The 17458-nt window shown below is 48.1% G+C and carries 16 protein-coding genes; 3 read left to right on the top strand and 13 right to left on the bottom strand.

What is annotated here, in order from left to right:
- Positions 1-17: 17 nt before the first annotated feature.
- Positions 18-173: a 50S ribosomal protein L33 gene (rpmG, locus tag ACTHUT_RS06900; protein WP_003684373.1), complete on the top strand. Its 156-nt coding sequence runs from the start codon at positions 18-20 to the stop codon at positions 171-173.
- A gap of 228 nt (positions 174-401) precedes the next feature.
- Here rpmG and nqrM read toward each other — a convergent pair whose 3' ends face one another.
- The 13 genes from nqrM to dusA form a co-directional block, all read right to left on the bottom strand.
- On the bottom strand, positions 402-623 hold the full coding sequence (gene nqrM / locus ACTHUT_RS06895) for a (Na+)-NQR maturation NqrM (protein WP_003680888.1): 222 nt from the start codon (positions 621-623) through the stop codon (positions 402-404).
- A 17-nt stretch (positions 624-640) separates the two neighbouring features.
- Positions 641-1711 (bottom strand): FAD:protein FMN transferase, encoded by a 1071-nt coding sequence (locus ACTHUT_RS06890; protein ID WP_003748810.1) that lies wholly within the window; start codon positions 1709-1711, stop codon positions 641-643.
- A 132-nt stretch (positions 1712-1843) separates the two neighbouring features.
- Positions 1844-3061 (bottom strand): NADH:ubiquinone reductase (Na(+)-transporting) subunit F, encoded by a 1218-nt coding sequence (nqrF, locus tag ACTHUT_RS06885; protein WP_049336055.1) that lies wholly within the window; start codon positions 3059-3061, stop codon positions 1844-1846.
- A 13-nt stretch (positions 3062-3074) separates the two neighbouring features.
- Positions 3075-3668, bottom strand: coding sequence for an NADH:ubiquinone reductase (Na(+)-transporting) subunit E (gene nqrE / locus ACTHUT_RS06880; protein WP_003684365.1), 594 nt, complete (start codon positions 3666-3668; stop codon positions 3075-3077).
- A gap of 3 nt (positions 3669-3671) precedes the next feature.
- Entirely contained in the window at positions 3672-4298 is a 627-nt protein-coding gene (locus tag ACTHUT_RS06875; RefSeq protein WP_036493003.1) for an NADH:ubiquinone reductase (Na(+)-transporting) subunit D, read from the bottom strand.
- Entirely contained in the window at positions 4298-5074 is a 777-nt protein-coding gene (locus tag ACTHUT_RS06870) for a Na(+)-translocating NADH-quinone reductase subunit C (protein ID WP_440386539.1), read from the bottom strand. Before ACTHUT_RS06870 ends, ACTHUT_RS06875 begins: the two co-directional genes overlap by 1 nt.
- A complete protein-coding gene (locus tag ACTHUT_RS06865) occupies positions 5067-6299 on the bottom strand; it encodes an NADH:ubiquinone reductase (Na(+)-transporting) subunit B (protein ID WP_440386540.1) in 1233 nt (410 codons plus the stop codon). The genes ACTHUT_RS06870 and ACTHUT_RS06865 overlap by 8 nt, the downstream gene beginning before the upstream one ends.
- A gap of 2 nt (positions 6300-6301) precedes the next feature.
- Positions 6302-7645: a Na(+)-translocating NADH-quinone reductase subunit A gene (locus tag ACTHUT_RS06860; RefSeq protein WP_440386541.1), complete on the bottom strand. Its 1344-nt coding sequence runs from the start codon at positions 7643-7645 to the stop codon at positions 6302-6304.
- Positions 7646-7981: 336 nt separating this feature from the next.
- Positions 7982-9400, bottom strand: a complete 1419-nt coding sequence (locus tag ACTHUT_RS06855; RefSeq protein WP_440386542.1) for a sodium:proton antiporter — start codon at positions 9398-9400, stop codon at positions 7982-7984.
- A gap of 442 nt (positions 9401-9842) precedes the next feature.
- The gene (locus tag ACTHUT_RS06850) at positions 9843-10202 is read right to left on the bottom strand and encodes a YbaN family protein (protein WP_049323898.1); all 360 of its coding nucleotides are present in this window, start codon (positions 10200-10202) and stop codon (positions 9843-9845) included.
- Between the two features lie 13 nt (positions 10203-10215).
- Positions 10216-10812, bottom strand: a complete 597-nt coding sequence (locus ACTHUT_RS06845; RefSeq protein WP_188213498.1) for a DUF1415 domain-containing protein — start codon at positions 10810-10812, stop codon at positions 10216-10218.
- Between the two features lie 117 nt (positions 10813-10929).
- Positions 10930-11412 carry an Lrp/AsnC family transcriptional regulator gene (locus tag ACTHUT_RS06840; protein ID WP_003684427.1) on the bottom strand — a complete coding sequence of 161 codons (483 nt, stop codon included), beginning with the start codon at positions 11410-11412 and terminating at the stop codon, positions 10930-10932.
- A 213-nt stretch (positions 11413-11625) separates the two neighbouring features.
- A complete protein-coding gene (gene dusA, locus ACTHUT_RS06835; protein WP_070843165.1) occupies positions 11626-12630 on the bottom strand; it encodes a tRNA dihydrouridine(20/20a) synthase DusA in 1005 nt (334 codons plus the stop codon).
- Positions 12631-12848: 218 nt separating this feature from the next.
- On the opposite strand from dusA, the gene ACTHUT_RS06830 reads away from it, so the two are divergent.
- Together ACTHUT_RS06830 and ACTHUT_RS06825 are read left to right on the top strand one after the other, a co-directional pair.
- Positions 12849-13469: an L-threonylcarbamoyladenylate synthase gene (locus ACTHUT_RS06830; protein ID WP_070583532.1), complete on the top strand. Its 621-nt coding sequence runs from the start codon at positions 12849-12851 to the stop codon at positions 13467-13469.
- A gap of 559 nt (positions 13470-14028) precedes the next feature.
- The coding region (locus tag ACTHUT_RS06825; protein WP_440386543.1) for an ESPR-type extended signal peptide-containing protein at positions 14029-17458 on the top strand (3430 nt) is incomplete at its 3' end.

Genomic DNA, 17458 nt, shown 5'->3' with positions numbered 1-17458 from the left:
AATTAAGGATTACTGCAATGCGCGATAAAATCAAACTGGAGTCCAGTGCTGGTACTGGTCACTTCTACACAACTACTAAAAACAAACGTACTATGCCTGGCAAACTGGAAATCAAAAAATTTGACCCAGTAGCCCGTAAACACGTTATTTACAAAGAAACTAAATTGAAATAATCCGGTTTCTTCCAAGAAAAAGCTCCTGTTTTGCAGGAGCTTTTCTTTTTGTTTCATGATTGGTTTGGAGTGGTTTTGATTTAAACGGGTGTGCAAGATATTTTTGGATTGCTTTGGAAGAGGTAAAACAAAAGAGCGTGTATCCATAGGGTTCACGCTCTTTTGTTTTTCAGACGGCCTGATGGGGGATAAACAGCCTTGAGTTATGAATAAACATTCAACAAAGACTTAATGATCGACTTTGATGCCTTGATTATCGGAATGTTGTTTTTTATCCAGCTCTTTTTGCAAAGTATCGCATGGCGTGTCGCAATCGCACATTTTCTTCATGCCGAGAGAGGAAATGCCGCCGCAGCTGCCTTTGATGGTGCGTTTGGAGAAGATGTAGCCGACTGCCATGCCGAGGATGACAATGATAAAGATGCCGAAAGTCAGAAGGAGGGTTTTCATGTGTGTATTCCTGAAGGTTAGTTTAATAATTTCTTGAATGCGCTGGACATTTTAGTATGGTAGCCGCCTTGCGGGGTTCGGATGATAAGGAAAACGGCGAGATTTTCTTGCTCGGCAAGTTTAAGCGCTTCAGTTTCTCCGAGGACGAACAATCCGGTGGAAAGGCCGTCTGCAAGTGTGGCGTTTTCTGCTACTACGCTGATGGAAGCAAGGTTGTGGCTGATGGGTTGTTTGGTTTTAGGGTTGATGATATGGGAAAGGCGACGGCCTGACTTATCGACATGGAAAATGCGGTAGTCGCCGGACGTGGCCAGTGATTTATTGTCCAATGGAATGGTAATTTGAGTGGCGCCGCCTTGAACGATATTGGGTTGCTCGATGCCGATACGCCAAGGGTTGCCTTGCGCATTGCGGCCTTTGCCATGCAACTCGCCGCCGATTTCAACCAAATAATTGCCGATATTGAGTTTTTCAAGTTCGGCGGCGGTTTTATCTACACCAAAGCCTTTGGCAATGGAGGATAGATCCAAATAGACTTCGGGATGGGTCTTGGCAAGTGTGGGATGCTGTCCGTCTTGGGAAAGTTTGAGTTTGTCCGTACCGACCATTTCTGAAGCATGTTGGATTTCTTGTGCGGTCGGTTCGTGCGTGATTTCTTTTTGCGGGCCGAATCCCCAAAGGTTGACCAAAGGGCCGACGGTTACGTCCAGTGCGCCGTGCGTCAGTTTGTTTAAACGCAAGGCTTCACCGGTTACATAGGCAAAGTCTTGGGAAATGGGCATGGCCTGGTTGACGGTACGCAGCTGGTTGAATTGGCTGATTTCAGAATCGGTCTGGTAGGTAGACATTTGCCGATTGACTTCTTTAAGTGCATCATCAATGCGTTTTTGTATTTCGGCAGGGGAGGGGAGTTTGTCTTGGCCGTCTGAAAGGTATTTGACGGTATAGGTCGTGCCCATGGTCTCGCCTTGCAGAGTGATGGTTTGTTGTTGTTTTTCAGGTTGGCAGGCAGAGAGTGTAAATGCGGAAAAGATGGCAACGGTGCAACCGATTATTGGACGGTAAAACGAATTGGAAAGAAACGGCATAAGGGATTTGCGGATTATTTTTTGAAGCCTTTATTGTATCGTAAAAGAAAGGTTCAGGCCGTCTGAAAGTATGATTTTCAGACGGCCTGGCAATAAAAAAGGAAGAAACCGAAGTTTCTTCCTTTTTGTTGGTTAGCCGCCGAAATCGTCCAAGAGGATGTTTTCGTCTTCCACGCCCAAGTCTTTGAGCATTTTGATCACGGACTGGTTCATGATTGGAGGGCCGCACATGTAGAATTCGCAGTCTTCCGGTGCTTCGTGGTTTTTCAGGTGGTTTTCGTAAACCACGTTGTGGATGAATCCTGTGTAACCGTCCCAGTTGTCTTCAGGCAATGGGTCGGACAGGGCGACGTGCCATGTGAAGTTCGGGTACTCTGCCGCTAGTTGGTCGAAGTCTTCGACATAGAACATCTCGCGTTTAGAACGGGCACCATACCAGAAAGTAATCTTACGTTTGGAGTTCAAACGTTTCAGCTGGTCGAAAATGTGGGAACGCATCGGTGCCATACCTGCACCGCCGCCGATGAATACCATTTCAGCATCGGTATCTTTGGCGAAGAATTCGCCGAACGGACCGGAGATGGTTACTTTGTCGCCGGGTTTGAGCGACCAGATGTAGGACGACATTTGTCCCGGAGGCGCATCAGGTACGCGCGGAGGCGGCGTGGCGATACGCACGTTCAGCATGATGATGCCTTTCTCTTCTGGATATGAAGCCATAGAGTAAGCGCGCAAAATCGGCTCGTCCACTTTGGAAACGTATTGCCACAGATTGTATTTGTCCCAGTCTTCGTGGTATTCCTTAGGAATATCGAAGTCTTTGTAGGCAACGGTGTGCGGCGGAGCTTCAATTTGAATGTAGCCGCCGGCACGGAAAGGAACTTCTTCGCCTTCAGGAATGGCAAGCTTGAGTTCTTTAATGAACGTGGCTTTGTTGTCATTGGAGATGACAGTACATTCCCATTTTTTCACGCCGAACACTTCTTCCGGTACTTCGATGTCCATGTCGGTTTTGACGTTGACCTGACAAGACAGACGGCAGCCTTCGCGTGCTTCGCGTTTGCTGATGTGGGACAACTCGGTCGGCAGAATGTCGCCGCCGCCGCTTTTCACGACAACGCGGCATTGACCGCATGAGCCGCCGCCACCGCAGGCGGAGGGAACGAAAATACCTTGGCTGGCAAGCGCACCCAGCAGTTTGCCGCCGGCAGGCATCGTCAGTTCTTTTTCGTTATTGACTTTGATGGTGATGTTGCCTTCGCTCACCAACTTGGATTTGGCAAACAGAATCATCAGTGCCAAAACCAAGACGATGACGGTAAACATCACGATACCTAAAATAATCTCCATGCCGATTCCTTTCTTATAACTGGATGCCGGAGAACGACATAAACGCCATTGCCATCAGGCCGGCGGCGATAAAGGTAATGCCCAAGCCTTTGAGGCCTTTAGGGACATCCGAATATTTCATTTTTTCGGTGATGCCCGCCAAAGCGACAATAGCCAAAAGCCAGCCCAAGCCTGCGCCGAAACCGTATACAACGGACTCACCGAAGTTGTATTCGCGTTGCGCCATAAACGATACGGCACCGAAAATCGCGCAGTTTACGGTAATCAGGGGCAGGTAGATACCTAATGCGTTGTAGAGGGCAGGGACGAATTTGTCCAAGAACATTTCCAAGATCTGCACCAAAGCGGCAATCACGCCGATGAAGGTGATGAATTTCAGGAAGGTCAAATCCACGCCTTCAACCAGCGCACCGTCTTTCAGCAGCGAGTAAACGAGTTGGTTGGCAGGGACAGACAGGCCGAGTACGAAAGTGACGGCAACGCCCAAACCGAATGCAGTAGATACTTTTTTAGATACCGCCAAAAACGTACACATCCCCAAGAAGAAGGACAGTGCCATGTTTTCCAGAAAGACGGATTTTACAAAGAGGCTTAAGTAATGTTCCATGTGTTATTTCTCCGCCTGTTCAGGTTTCCAAGTGCGCAGACCCCATACCAAGAAACCGATGATGAAGAACGCGCTGGGAGCGAGCAGGAACAAGCCGTTGGTTTGATACCAGCCGCCATCTTGTACGGTTTGGAAAATGGTGTAGCCAAAGAGCTTGCCAGATCCGATCAGTTCGCGGATGGTTGCGATAATGATCAACATCATGCCGTAACCTGCGCCGTTGCCGATACCGTCAACCAAGCTTTCCAGCGGCGGCTCTTTCATGGCGAATGCTTCAGCACGGCCCATCACGATACAGTTGGTAATAATCAGGCCGACGAATACGGAGAGCTGTTTTGACAGTTCATAGGCAAAGGCCTGAAGCAGTTGGTCAACCAGCGTTACCAAAGAGGCAACAATCGCCATTTGCACAATAATACGGATGCTGTTGGGGATGTAGTTGCGTACCAAAGAAATGAAAAAGCTGGAAAAACCGGTTACCAAACTCACGGAAATACCCATCACGATGGCCGTCTGAAGCTTGGTGGTAACCGCCAAAGCCGAACAAATCCCCAAAACCTGCAAGGCAATCGGGTTGTTGTCGATAAAGGGTGAAAACATCAAATATTTCAAGCGTTTCATGTCAGCCATTATTGTGCTCCTGCTGATTTCAATTTGTTCAGGTAGGGGATATAGCCGTTTTCGCCGAACCAGTAGGCGAACGAACCTTGCACGCCTTTAGATGTCAGCGATGCGCCGGAGAGGGCATCTACGCCGTGTTCTTTGTCCGCACTTGCGCCTTTGCCGACATGCAGGGCGAGTTTGCCTTGTTCGTCAAACAGTTTTTTACCGACGAATTTTTGTTGCCACAACGGATTGCCGATTTCGCCGCCCAAGCCCGGGGTTTCGCCTTGGTCGTAGTAAGTGATGCCGTTGATGGTGTTGCCGTCGGGTTGGATGGCGACAAAGCCGTACATAACAGACCACAAACCGTTGCCATGCATAGGCAGGATGATTTGGCTGACTTTGCCGTCATCGCCTTTTACCAGATAAACCTCGGTGTATTTGGCACGGCTCTTGATACCTGCCAAATCGTCTTCGGGTTTGATTTGGATGCTTTGGGCAGGGTCTTTGCCTGCGATGCGCGCGCTGAAGTCTTTCGGCGCATCTTTCACGTATTCGCCGGTTGCCAAATCGACAACGCGTTGCTCGATACGCTCGGCAAAGGTTTTGCTGATGTCGGTGTTTTTATCCATCAAACCGGCTACGCTCAGGATATAGCCTTGTTTGTCTTGGAGTTTTTGTTTCTCTTGGATGGGTTTCAAGCCGACGACCGCACCGGCAACGATGATGGAACAAATCAGGCTGACAACCAATACCACAATCAGCGTGCCGCTGAAGCTGTCTTTATCGAATTTCTTAGCCATTGCTGCGCGCCTTTCTGCGTTTGATGTTCGCTTGTGCGACGAAATAGTCGAAAATCGGGGCAAACAGGTTGGCAAACAGAATCGCCAACATCATGCCTTCGGGGTAAGCAGGGTTGACCACGCGGATCAATACGCACATCACACCAATCAGCGCGCCGTACCACCATTTGCCGACATTGGTAAAGGAAGCGGAAACAGGGTCGGTCGCCATAAACAGCATACCGATGGCAAAGCCGCCGACAACCAGATGCCAATACCAAGGCATGCTGAACATCGGATTGGTGTCCGAACCGATGAAGTTAAACAGCGAAGACATGGTAATCATACCGATCATCACGCCGGCAATAATGCGCCAAGAAGCGATGCGGGCAAACACGATAAACGCGCCGCCGATTAAAAGCGCCAAAGTAGATACTTCGCCGATAGAACCGGGTAAGTTGCCGATAAACGCATCCATCCAAGTGATGGATTTACCGGTAACGGCATTTTGCAGGCCGTCAGCACCGTGTGCTGCCCATTGAGCGAGCGCGGTTGCGCCGGAATAGCCGTCAACCGCCGTCCAAACGGTGTCGCCGGTAATGTTGGCAGGGTAGGCAAAGAACAAGAAGGCACGGCCTGCCAGCGCAGGGTTCATAAAGTTTTTACCCGTACCGCCGAACACCTCTTTTGCAACCACCACGCCGAAGGTAATACCCAGGGCGGCCTGCCACAGCGGCAGGGTAGGCGGAACGATTAAGGCGAACAAAATCGAAGTCACGAAGAAACCCTCGTTGATTTCGTGTTTGCGCACGGTGGCGAACAAAACTTCCCAAAAACCGCCGACGATAAATACGGTCGCGTAAATCGGCAGGAAGTAAATTGCGCCGAACAGCATTTTGCCCAACACGCCTGCTTCAGACGACATATTGATGCCCAAAGCGTTGGCAAGGGCGTAATGCCAGTCGTTGGCGATGTTTTGTTGCAACAAATCGGGCGTTAACGCACCGAATGCCTGTACGCCGACGTTGTACATGCCGTAGAACATGGCAGGGAACAGAGCCAGCCACACCAAGATCATCATGCGCTTGGAGTCGAGCGCGTCGCGGACGTGTGCCGCTTTGCGCGTTACCGCGCCGGATGTGTAGAAAATCGTCGCCGCAGCTTCGTAGAGGGCATACCATTTTTCATGTTTGCCGCCCGGCAGGAAGTGCGGTTCGATTTTTTCAAGAAAATGTTTCAAGCCCATAATCAGCCTTCCTTCTCAATGGTTTCCAGCACCTTGCGCAACAGCGGGCCGTATTCGTATTTGCCCGGGCAGACGAAGCTGCACAAAGCGAGGTCTTCTTCGTCCAATTCCAAGCAACCCAATGCCTGCGCGCTGTCGGTATCGCCGACGATTAAATCGCGCAAAAGCAAGGTGGGCAGGATGTCCAGCGGCATCACGCGCTCGTAAGTGCCGATCGGTACCATGGCGCGGTCGCCGCCGTTGACGGCTGTGTTGAACTTGAAGAGTTTGTTTTTCAGGAAATGACCGAGGGTTGTGCGCGTGATGGAGTATTTGTCCGGCTGCGGCGCAACCCAGCCGAACAGCTCTTTGTTGCGGCCTTCTTCGATAACGGAAATCTGATTGTGGTAGCGGCCGAGGTAATCGTGCGCGCCTTGCGCAATCGCGCCATTCAATACCGAGCCGGAAATCACACGGTTGTCTGCATCAACCAATTCGCCGGCGGTAATTTGCGATACTTTTGCACCCAAAACGGTACGCAAAAGGCGCGGTTTGTTGACTTGAGAGCCACCCAAGGCAATCACGCGCTCGGTGTTCAGACGGCCTGTGGTAAACAAACGTCCGATGGCAATCACGTCTTGATAATTGATGGTCCAAACGGTTTTATTCGCGCCGACTGGCTCGATGAAATGAATGTGCGTACCGCTCAAACCGGCAGGATGCGGGCCGCTGAATTCATGTGTTTCGATGTTGGCAGCGTTTGCAGACGGCACATTCGCACCGGCTGCTTTGCACACATGGATTTTACGCTCGGTCAGGCGGCTCAATACCAACAGGCCGTGTTTGAAGTCTTCGGCGGCTTCTTTGATGATAACCGTAGGATCGGCAGCCAGGGGATTGGTGTCCATTGCATTGACGAAGATGGCGAACGGCTCGGCATCGACGGCAGGGATTTTGCTGAACGGACGGGTGCGCAGCGCAGTCCACAAACCGGATTGAATCAGGTTGCGGCGCACTTCTTCGTTGCTCAATTTTGCCAACGCTTCAGGTGCGTAGCGTTCGAACTCGATTTCGTCGTTGCCTTCAACGGCAATCACGACTGACTGAAGTACGCGCTTTTCGCCACGGTGAATCGCGGCGATTTTGCCTGAAGCCGGCGCGGTAAATACTACGCCCGGATTCTTTTTGTCTTCAAACAACACTTGGCCTTTTTTGACGGCTTCGCCTTCCTTGATTTTCATCGAGGGGCGCATGCCGACATATTCTTCGCCAAGCAACGCGACTTCGGTGATGGCCGGACCGTCATAAATGACTTGCTCCGGTCTGCCCGCGATGGGCAGGTCTAAGCCTTTTTTTATCTTAATCATAAGGATGCGTTACTTTTTGGTGGGTTGATATTCGGATGTCGGATTATTTTTTCAGACGGCATGTAATGCTTTGAAACAAAGGACGGGCCGTCTGAAAAAAGCAGAGGTTTGCTATAAAAACAACGAATAAACGCAAACAGCAAAGCTTTAGATTCTATCAGGTATGGGCCGTTTTATGTCAGTTTTACGCTTATTTTTACGGGAAAAGTGGGAAAAAAGTAGGGATATGTAATGAAATGTTAAAGCGGAAAAATTTTAACTGATTGATATTTAAGAATTATGTTTGCTGATTTGTTAGAAAATAAAAGGCCGTCTGAATTTCAGACGGCCTTAAGTTTAAAAGAGCTGCCAAACGAAGAAAATCATCGTATGCAGGGCAAACAGCGGTATCAATACAATCACCGACCATGCCATATAGCCGAAGAAAGAGGGCATCGGTACGCCGCGCTGCTCGGCAATGGCTTTGACCATGAAGTTCGGCGCATTACCGATATAAGTGAGCGCGCCCATGAATACGGAACCCATGGATACTGCCAGCAGTGAATGGAACAGATGGCCTGTCATCAAGGCTTGGGCATCGCCACCGGCCATATTGAAGAACACCAAATAAGTCGGCGCGTTATCCAAGAATGCCGACAAAATGCCGCTCATCCAGAAATACATCACATTAATCGGGTTGCCTGCCGCGTCGTGAACCAGAGACACGACAGCGCCCAGTGCGCCTGCTTCACCGGCTTTCAAAATCGCCAAGACGGGCGAAATGGTAATAAAGATACCCAAAAACAGTTTGCCCACTTCGGCAATCGGCTCGAAGTTGAACTCATTGCCTGCGCGTACTTGTTTGGGCGTAATAATCCAAGATACGGCGGTCAGAGCCAGCAAAATACCATCGCGTGCCAAGTTTTGCAGTGCATAGTGGCTGCCCAAAATCTCGAAACCCGGATGATTCGGCTGCCACAAGCCGGAGAGCAAAACTGCGCCGACTACACCTGCCAGCAACAGGAAATTCCATTTGCCGTAAATTTTGACTTTCTCTTCGGTTTCGGTAGAAGCAGGGACAAGGTGTTCGCGTTGTTCACGATGAAAATGTCTGCTGTCGATGATGTAGAAAACAGTCAGCAAAACCACGGAACTGATCAACACAGGCATCAGCATGTGTTTGACGGTCCACATGAAATCTACGCCTTTCAGGAAACCCAAAAACAGCGGAGGATCGCCCAACGGCGTCAAGCCGCCGCCGATATTCGCCACCAAGAAAATGAAGAAAATCACGATGTGAACACGATAGTAGCGATTATGGTTGGCTTTTAAAAGCGGGCGAATCATCAACATCGCCGCGCCTGTCGTGCCCATGACGGATGACAAAGCCGTACCGACTGCCAACAGGGTGGTGTTTAATTTCGGCGAGCCATGCAAGTCGCCGCTGACAAAAATACCGCCCGAAATGGTATAGAGTGCCAAAAGCAGCAGGATAAACGGAATATATTCTTCAACCAACGCATGGGCAACGGTATGTACGCCGGCGCTGAAACCAAAGGTTACGATAAACGGCGTTAAAAACAGCAGCGTCCAAAACGCGGTAATTTTGCCGAAATGGTGGTGCCAAATACGGGAGAAAAGCAGAGGTCCGAGTGCGATAGACAAGAGAATCAGGGCAAACGGCAGCCCCCAAAGCAGGCTGGCGGACGAGCCGTCAAAATCGGATGCTGCTGCCGGGAAGGCGGCAAGCAGCAGTAAAAACGAGAGGTAGCGCATAGTATTTCCTTTTTATTCTGTTGCGCCGTTAGGAACTTTGTTGAGAAAGTACGGCGGTGAAATATTCAGGCCGTCTGAAAATATCCAGACGAACTGCGCGGTTGTGTCAGGGGAAAGTATAACGCAAAGCAAGTGTTAAGGGACGGTTTAGGGTGTTGGAATCAAAAGAAATGTTGATACAAATAAAGAAATAAAAGGGAGGGAAGTAGTCGAAAGTAGTAGAAAAGTGGTTTTGAAACAGGGGTTTGAATTTTTAATAATAATCCTATCAGAAAAACAATTTAGATTAATTTTAGCTAAAATTTACATTTGATTGAATAAATAAAGGCCGTCTGAAAAAATGAGGGTTGAATAGGGTGTTTTAGGCCTTATTGATTGTTTTGATGGATAAATTGGGTATGAAAACAAAAACAGGTGAGCGAAAATGCCCACCTGCTTTATTTTATGCTTCCGGCCGCAGCCACATCCACACGGCCACGCAGCTGCAACAGATTGACGATATGACACCGATCCACCAGCGTTCCGGAAACCGCCAAAACATCAACAGGCAAGAAAAGGTCATCATGCCGATAGCGAAAAACTTTGCTTTGCGCGGCACGGCACCGTTGTTTTCCCAATTTTGTATGATGGGGCCGAAATAGCGGTGATGATAGAGCCAATTGTGAAAGCGTGGCGAAGCCTGTGCCCAGCAAGTAGCGGTCAATAAAATGAAAGGCGTAGTCGGCAGAAATGGCAGGAAAATGCCGATAATACCCAAGACAAGCGACAATGCGCCGCAAAAAATCAATAGATGACGAACCATCTTCCATCACCAATTAGTTGTTTTCAGACGGCTTGTGATGCGGAAATGGACAACGCGGAATGTCCAACTTATCCCAGCCCTCATGCCCCATTTTTTCCAGCAGCGCAATATTGCGGTCAAAAATTGCCGAGGCATCGGGAAACGCTTCAGCCGCTTTGGCAATGCTGTCTTCACGAATCAGGTGTAAAGTCGGGTAGGGCGAGCGGTTGGTGTAGTTGCTGATGTCGTCGGCTTCTGTGCCTTCAAATTGAAAATCAGGATGGAACGGCGCAATTTGGACAATACCTTCCAATTCGTTTTCTACAACGGCATCATCGGCGATTTCCAACATTTGGTTGAAGGTTTCAAAATCAGGGAACAGCGTTGGATGAACCAGTAAAGTGGTTTCCAATTCCGAAGCGGGCGTATTGCCCAGAAGCTGCAATTCACGATCCAAGTCTTCAAGGAAACCGTCCAAATGACGGGCTTCGCTGACAACGATGCGAACCAGGTTTTTAACGTGCGGCGCTTTGGCAAACGGGCAGAGATTTAGGCCGATAACGGCTTTTTCCAGCCATTGTTTGGTATGTTCTGAAACAGTATGGGCGTCAAGATGGGCAGTGTCAGTCATGGTAAAAGCTTATGTGAATTATTCTTAAAAAGTATACAAGTGTATGGATGTGAACGCAAACCATAGAAATTTAAAAGGCCGTCTGAACAACAGACGGCCTTCATCAGTTTCAAATCATCAATCTTGAACCAAATGAACCAAAGGCAGAGCGGTCGTGTTTTTAATTTCTTTCAACACAAAACTCGATTGCGCATCTTGCACGCCGTGGTGCGAAAGCAGCGTGTCCAAAACAAAATGGGAAAACGCGTTCATATCGGTAAAAAACGCATGGAGCAGGTAGTCGGTTTCACCCGTTAACGCAAAGCAGCTCAATACTTCCGGCCAAGCGCGGACAGATTCGGAAAAATCCTCGCGCGCATCTTTTGCCTTGCTAATCGATACACGGATAAAAGCCTGCAAACCCAAGCCCAAAGAAACAGGGGAAAGCTGGGCGGCGTATTTTTGAATGATGCCCGCATCTTCAAGCTGCTTGAGACGGCGCAGGCAGGGAGAAGGAGAGAGTGCCACCTTTTCAGAAAGCTCAACATTGCTCAACCGCCCGTTTTCCTGCAAAACCTGCAGAATCTTTAAATCCGTTTTATCTAAATTCAGATGAGGCATGATGTTTCTCCCAATGTAGGCAATGTATGTTTTAAAAATGAAAAATGCTTAAAAATAAAGACTTGTATGGTTAAATTATATATTGAGTTCAGATGGGCGACAAATTGTCTTATCAGGAGTGTTGCGAATTTGTTTTATGTAGTGGTGAAAAGACGAGAGCCGTCTGAAAACGGATGTTTCAGACGGCCTTTCATTTATTCGCACTATATGGCATTAGTCCCAAATATTTGCGCGTTCGACTTCTTTCCATGCGTCTAGAATCAGGCTGCCGTCGTTGTCTTTCAGCAAGGCGGCATCTGAGAGCATACGGCGCCAAGTGCGGGCATTTTTTAGGCCGTGCATCAAGCCTAGGGCATGGCGGACGATGTGGCGTAGGATGGTGCCGCGTCCTGAGGCGATTTGTTCGCGGCTGTATGCGTATAGCCAAGCTGCTAAATCTGCGTATTGGATTGGTGCGTGTGTGTCGTTGTAAAACAGTACATCCCAATTGCGCATCAGCATTGGATTATGATAAGCCTCGCGCCCGATCATGACCCCATCGACAAATTTCAGATGTTCGGCGATTTCTTCGTTGGTGGTGATGCCGCCGTTAATCAAAATTTCCAAGTCGGGAAAATTTTGTTTTAAGCGATAGACGTATTCATATTTGAGTGGCGGGACTTCGCGGTTTTCTTTCGGGGATAAACCGTCTAACCAAGCATTACGCGCATGGACGATAAATGTGCGGCAGGCTGTTTTTTTGTGTAATGTTCCCACAAAATCTGCTACGACTTGATATTCTGTTTGTCTGTCTACACCGATGCGGTGTTTGACCGTCACCGGAATTTCAACTGCATCCTGCATCGCGTTCAAACAATCTGCCACTAAATCTACATCATTCATCAGGCAAGCGCCGAAAGCGCCTTTTTGAACGCGTGGGCTGGGGCAGCCGCAATTTAGGTTGACTTCATTATAGCCATACGCTTCAGCCGCTTTGGTAGCGATTGCCAAGTCATGCGGATCTGAGCCGCCAAGCTGTAAAGCTACCGGTTGCTCGCCTTCGTTGAAACTCAAAAAGCGGTCTTTATCTCCGTAAACCACTGCGCCTGAATTGACCATTTCGCTATAAAGCCAAGCATTGCGTGTAATTTGTCGCGCCATAAAGCGATAGTGTCGGTCTGTCCAATCGAGCATGGGGGCAACAGACAAGCGGCGGGAAGGTAGGGAAGAAGCAGGCATTGAGATGACTTTCAAACAAAATAACGCATTATATAGTGTATTAAATTGACTTTCGATATTAGCCGGTAAATCAAAATTGTATATAAGGTATCACTGGGTGCAGCCGTGTTGTAGCAGAGGCTAAATCCATTCATGGTGGTGGAAATCCAATATTCAGACGGCCAAATAAGTTTTAAAATGTCAAACAACAAACCATTAGAATGATAAGGAAAAAAAACATGGCACAATTTTTCGCCATCCATCCCGATAATCCCCAAGACCGCCTCATCAAACAAGCCGCCGATATTGTCCGCAGTGGCGGTGTCATCGTTTACCCTACGGATTCCTGCTATGCGCTGGGTTGCAAACTAGGCGACAAAACCGCGATGGAGCGCATTCTCACAATCCGCAAAATCGATCAAAAACACCATCTGACCTTGATGTGTGCCGATTTGAGCGAATTGGGTACTTACGCCAAAGTAGATAATGCCCAATTCCGCCAGCTTAAAGCAGCTACGCCCGGCAGCTACACCTTTATCTTGCAGGCAACCAAAGAAGTACCCAATCGCACGCTTCATCCCAAGCGCAAAACCATCGGCCTGCGTGTTCCCAATAACGCTACTGCCTTGGCGCTTTTGCAAGAATTGGGCGAACCTATTTTAAGTTGCACCCTCATGCTGCCCGAAGACGACGAGCCATTGACCGATCCATACGAAATCCGAGACTGTCTTGAGCATGCTGTTGATTTGGTTATTGATGGTGGCTGGTGCGGTACTGAGCCGACGACGGTTATCGATATGACCGATGGTACCGAGCTGATTCGTCAAGGCAAGGGCGATATTGCCGTATTCGGTTTGTAAAACCACCCGCGTTTGTATAAGTAGGGATATGCGTGTTCTTTCTATTATGTATTAAAAGCATATTGCCGATTTTATTGATAGCTTAAAAACCAAATTATTCAATGTAAGTAGTTGTTCAATATCATTTCATTAAAGGCCGTCTGAAACATTTCAGACGGCCTTTTTCTTTCGTTTTTTAATAAATAATATTTTAAATAATTGGCATATGAGTTGCATGATTACTGTACTTGCTTATGACTTGTCAATGGAATACAACAAACCGCTTATCAATAGAAACATGGCTGAAACCCTTTTGATGATTGGTTTTTTGGTTGAAAGCCGTAATTTCATTTAGAAATTAAAGATAATCGGTTGATATTTCTGACTAGCGGATATTTAGTAAGTATGAAATACTATTTCATTTCGAGATAGTGAAAGACCTAAATTTCGTCTTAAAGTGACAATAAACGTCAGCTCGAAGCAAGCATTTTGCAGGGAAATCCTCCGCAATAGATTTTTTAAAGTAGCGTCATGCTCACGCCTACGCTTTTACTCATCATAAAAAGAGAAAGACACACTAATGAATAAGATATTTAAAGTCGTTTGGAACCGTACGATTCAATCTTTCGTTGTAACGTCCGAATTAGCCAAAGGCCGTGTGAAATCGTCCGCAGAACAAAACAGTACAGATGTATCTGCCGAATCCGGTAAAAATGGTATTGCGACAGTTTTCAGATTGACAGTAATTTCGGCAGCTCTTTTGGGTGCAGGTAATTCGTATGCGGCAACTGCTCAACAAGGAAAAATTGCGGTTGATCCTCCGACCAGTGCTACTGCGGTTAGTGGTGCAACAGCGACCGGTATTGGTGCCCTGTCAGTAGGAGCATCAGCCAATGCTACGGCTAATGGTGCAGTTGCGGTAGGTACGAGTGCAAATGCAACACATAATAACAGCCTTGCTGTTGGTACAAATGCCAAAGCTACTCAAAATCATGCTGTTGCGATGGGTGCAGATACAAGTGCAAGTAGTTCAAATGCAACAGCGATAGGTAAAAGTGCCAATGCTGTTTCTGCAGATTCAACAGCATTGGGTGCAGATTCCAAAGCAAATGGTACGCAAGCGACAGCGGTAGGTAAGAATGCTCTTGCCAATAATACGAACACAACAGCATTGGGTAATTCGGCGCAAGCATTTGGTATAGGCTCAATGGCTTTGGGCCAATCCAGCACATCAAGAGGTCAAGACGGCATTGCAATTGGCAGCGGCAGTCAGGCTGCAGCCAATGCGCAAAATGCCATTGCAATCGGTACCAATGCAGTGGGTTATCAAAGTGAGTCTATCGCCATAGGTAATTCAGCCCAAGCTCAAACTGGAAATACCATTGCCATCGGTAAAAGTGCAGTGGCAAATTCTCCAGCTTCGGGTAATGCAGCATCAAGTGCTATTGCACTTGGTGCAGACGCGAATGCAACCGGACTTGGTACGATTGCTATTGGACGTGCATCTGGAGTTCTTTCGCAAAATATTATGAATGTGAATGTAACGCACAATAATATTGCTATTGGTAATACGGCTCGAGTAGGCGATTCAAGTAGTTCTAAGATAACCCAGTCTATTGCTATTGGTTCAGGTAACCGTGTTGATCCACAGGGCAGACCTGAGGGTGCGTGGGCAAAGGGAGACCAATCTATTGCGGTTGGCGGCAATGTCTTGGCTAATGGTAATTCATCTGTTGCTATTGGTGGTGATGATTTAGATTCGGTAGGTAGTACTCGATATTCTGGCAATGCAACGGATAAATTCATCAAATATAATGAAAAAGGTGCAAAGACCGGTGAATATACGCTGAGCGGTAAAAGTCTGCGTGATATTTATAAAGAGATGACTGGTGATACGATGAATCACGGTTCTTATGGTAATACTATTGCCGGTCAAGGTTCTGTTGCATTAGGTGTGCAGTCTAATTCATCTGCCGATTTGTCTCTGGCTATCGGTACCAAATCTCAGGCCACTGCCTTTGGCGGTGTAGCTTTGGGTACAGGTGCAAAAGCAACTTTGCTGAACTCTGTAGCTTTGGGTACGGCTTCTAAAACCGATAAAGAAGGTCGGGCATACGTTCAACGCGAAATTATGGGTGTAACCTACACTTGGGCAGGCGGTCAAACTACCGATGCCGGTGATGTTGTGTCTGTTGGTTCTCAAGGTTACGAACGCCAAATTATCAATGTATCCCCTGGCGATATTTCTGCTACTTCTACTGATGCCATCAACGGCTCTCAACTTTATGGCGTATTGAATGCGCTTGAACGCGTTCGTTATTTTTCTGTTAAGTCAGAAGAAGGCAAAACTGACGGTACGAAAAACTGGAATAATGATGGCGCAAAAGCAACCAATTCGATTGCCATCGGACCGAATGCGGCAACAAGTACAGGTGCGACGGGTAGTGTTTCCTTGGGCCATAATGCCAACGTACTTGGTTCGTCTTCTGTTGCCGTTGGCCCAAATGCAACTGTAACTTCAGGAACTGTGGGAGCCGTGGCTTTAGGCTCTAATGCCAATTCCCGCGGTACAGGCTCTATTGCCATAGGTTTGAACACAGAAAATGATCGCAATTACTCTATAGTCGTCGGTGCTCACAGTAGAGCCAACTACGAAAATGCAACTGTTGTCGGTGCAAGGGCAGCAGCACAAAATAACGGTACGGCAATGGGCTATTTGTCAAATGCAGTCGGTGATGATTCTGTTGCAATTGGTCATCAGGCGCAGACAATGCAAGCTTATTCTATCGCCATTGGTAAGCAGGCAAACAGTTCAGGCCTTTATTCCACCGCTATTGGTTCCTCAGCCCAAGCTGCCGGGCAGAATAGTTTTGCCGGCGGTAATAATGCAAAAGCGACTGGAAGCGATTCAGTTGCGTTGGGTAATGGTGCGACGACTACGGTTGGTAGCTCTGTTGCATTGGGCAATGGTGCTGTTGGCACTGCCAATAATTTTGATGCAACAGCTAAAAATGCCTCATTCAAAAACGATAGCGGCGCTGCGACCAATGTCAGCTATGCTGCTTCTTCATCCTCTAAAACAGGCGCGGTTTCTGTAGGCAGCGCAGGCAATGAACGCCAAATCCAGAATGTTGCCGCAGGCCGTATTTCCGCCACTTCAACCGATGCAGTTAATGGTAGCCAACTGTACACAGTTATGAACAATGTTGGACACAATATCCAACAAAACGGTACAGACAAATCCCGTATCAATAACAACGGTACAGTCAACTACGCTAATGGCAACTTGACGACCGTTGCAGTTACCGATGGCGAGAATGCATCAAAAGTTCAAATCAACGTCACTCAAGGCACATTGTCTGTCAATAATAATGGCACAGTGTCCGCACCGACTGCCGGTGTAGCGACTGCTGGTGATGTAGCCAATGCCATCAATAATGCCAAAACCACAACCAATGTAGCGGCAGGCAGCAACACGCACGTTAATAAAACAACTTCAGGCAAAGAAACCACTTATACCGTCAGCGCAGATAAAGCAACTGTACAAGTTTCCAATGCTTTGAATTTGACCTCCAATACTACAACTGCATCCGATGGCGCAGTCACAACTAATTACAGTATCGATCTCGCTCAAAGCACTAAAGATAACATCCAAAAAGGCGTAGATGCCAAAACCACCGTTGACAGCAAAGGCCTGACCTTCAACGGCGACAACGGCAGCACCAATATCGAAAAACTCGGCTCCACCGTGACCGTTGCCGGCGACGACAACATCACCACCGAAGCCCAAGACGATAAAGTGACCGTTAAGCTGAAAAAAGACCTGGTAGTGAACAGCGTCGAAGCCGGCGACACCACCGTGAACAACGACGGTGTGAAAGTTGCAGGCGGTCCTAGCCTGACCAAGTCCGGTATCGATGCCGCCGGTAACAAAGTGACCAACGTGGCCGACGGCGACCTCAATGCCAACAGCAAAGACGCCGTTAACGGCAGCCAACTGTTTGCGACCA

The sequence above is a fragment of the Neisseria sp. P0022.S010 genome (assembly GCF_051956635.1).
Note: the sequence above shows the minus strand (reverse complement) of the source record. Positions and strands in the feature narration are given on the sequence as shown.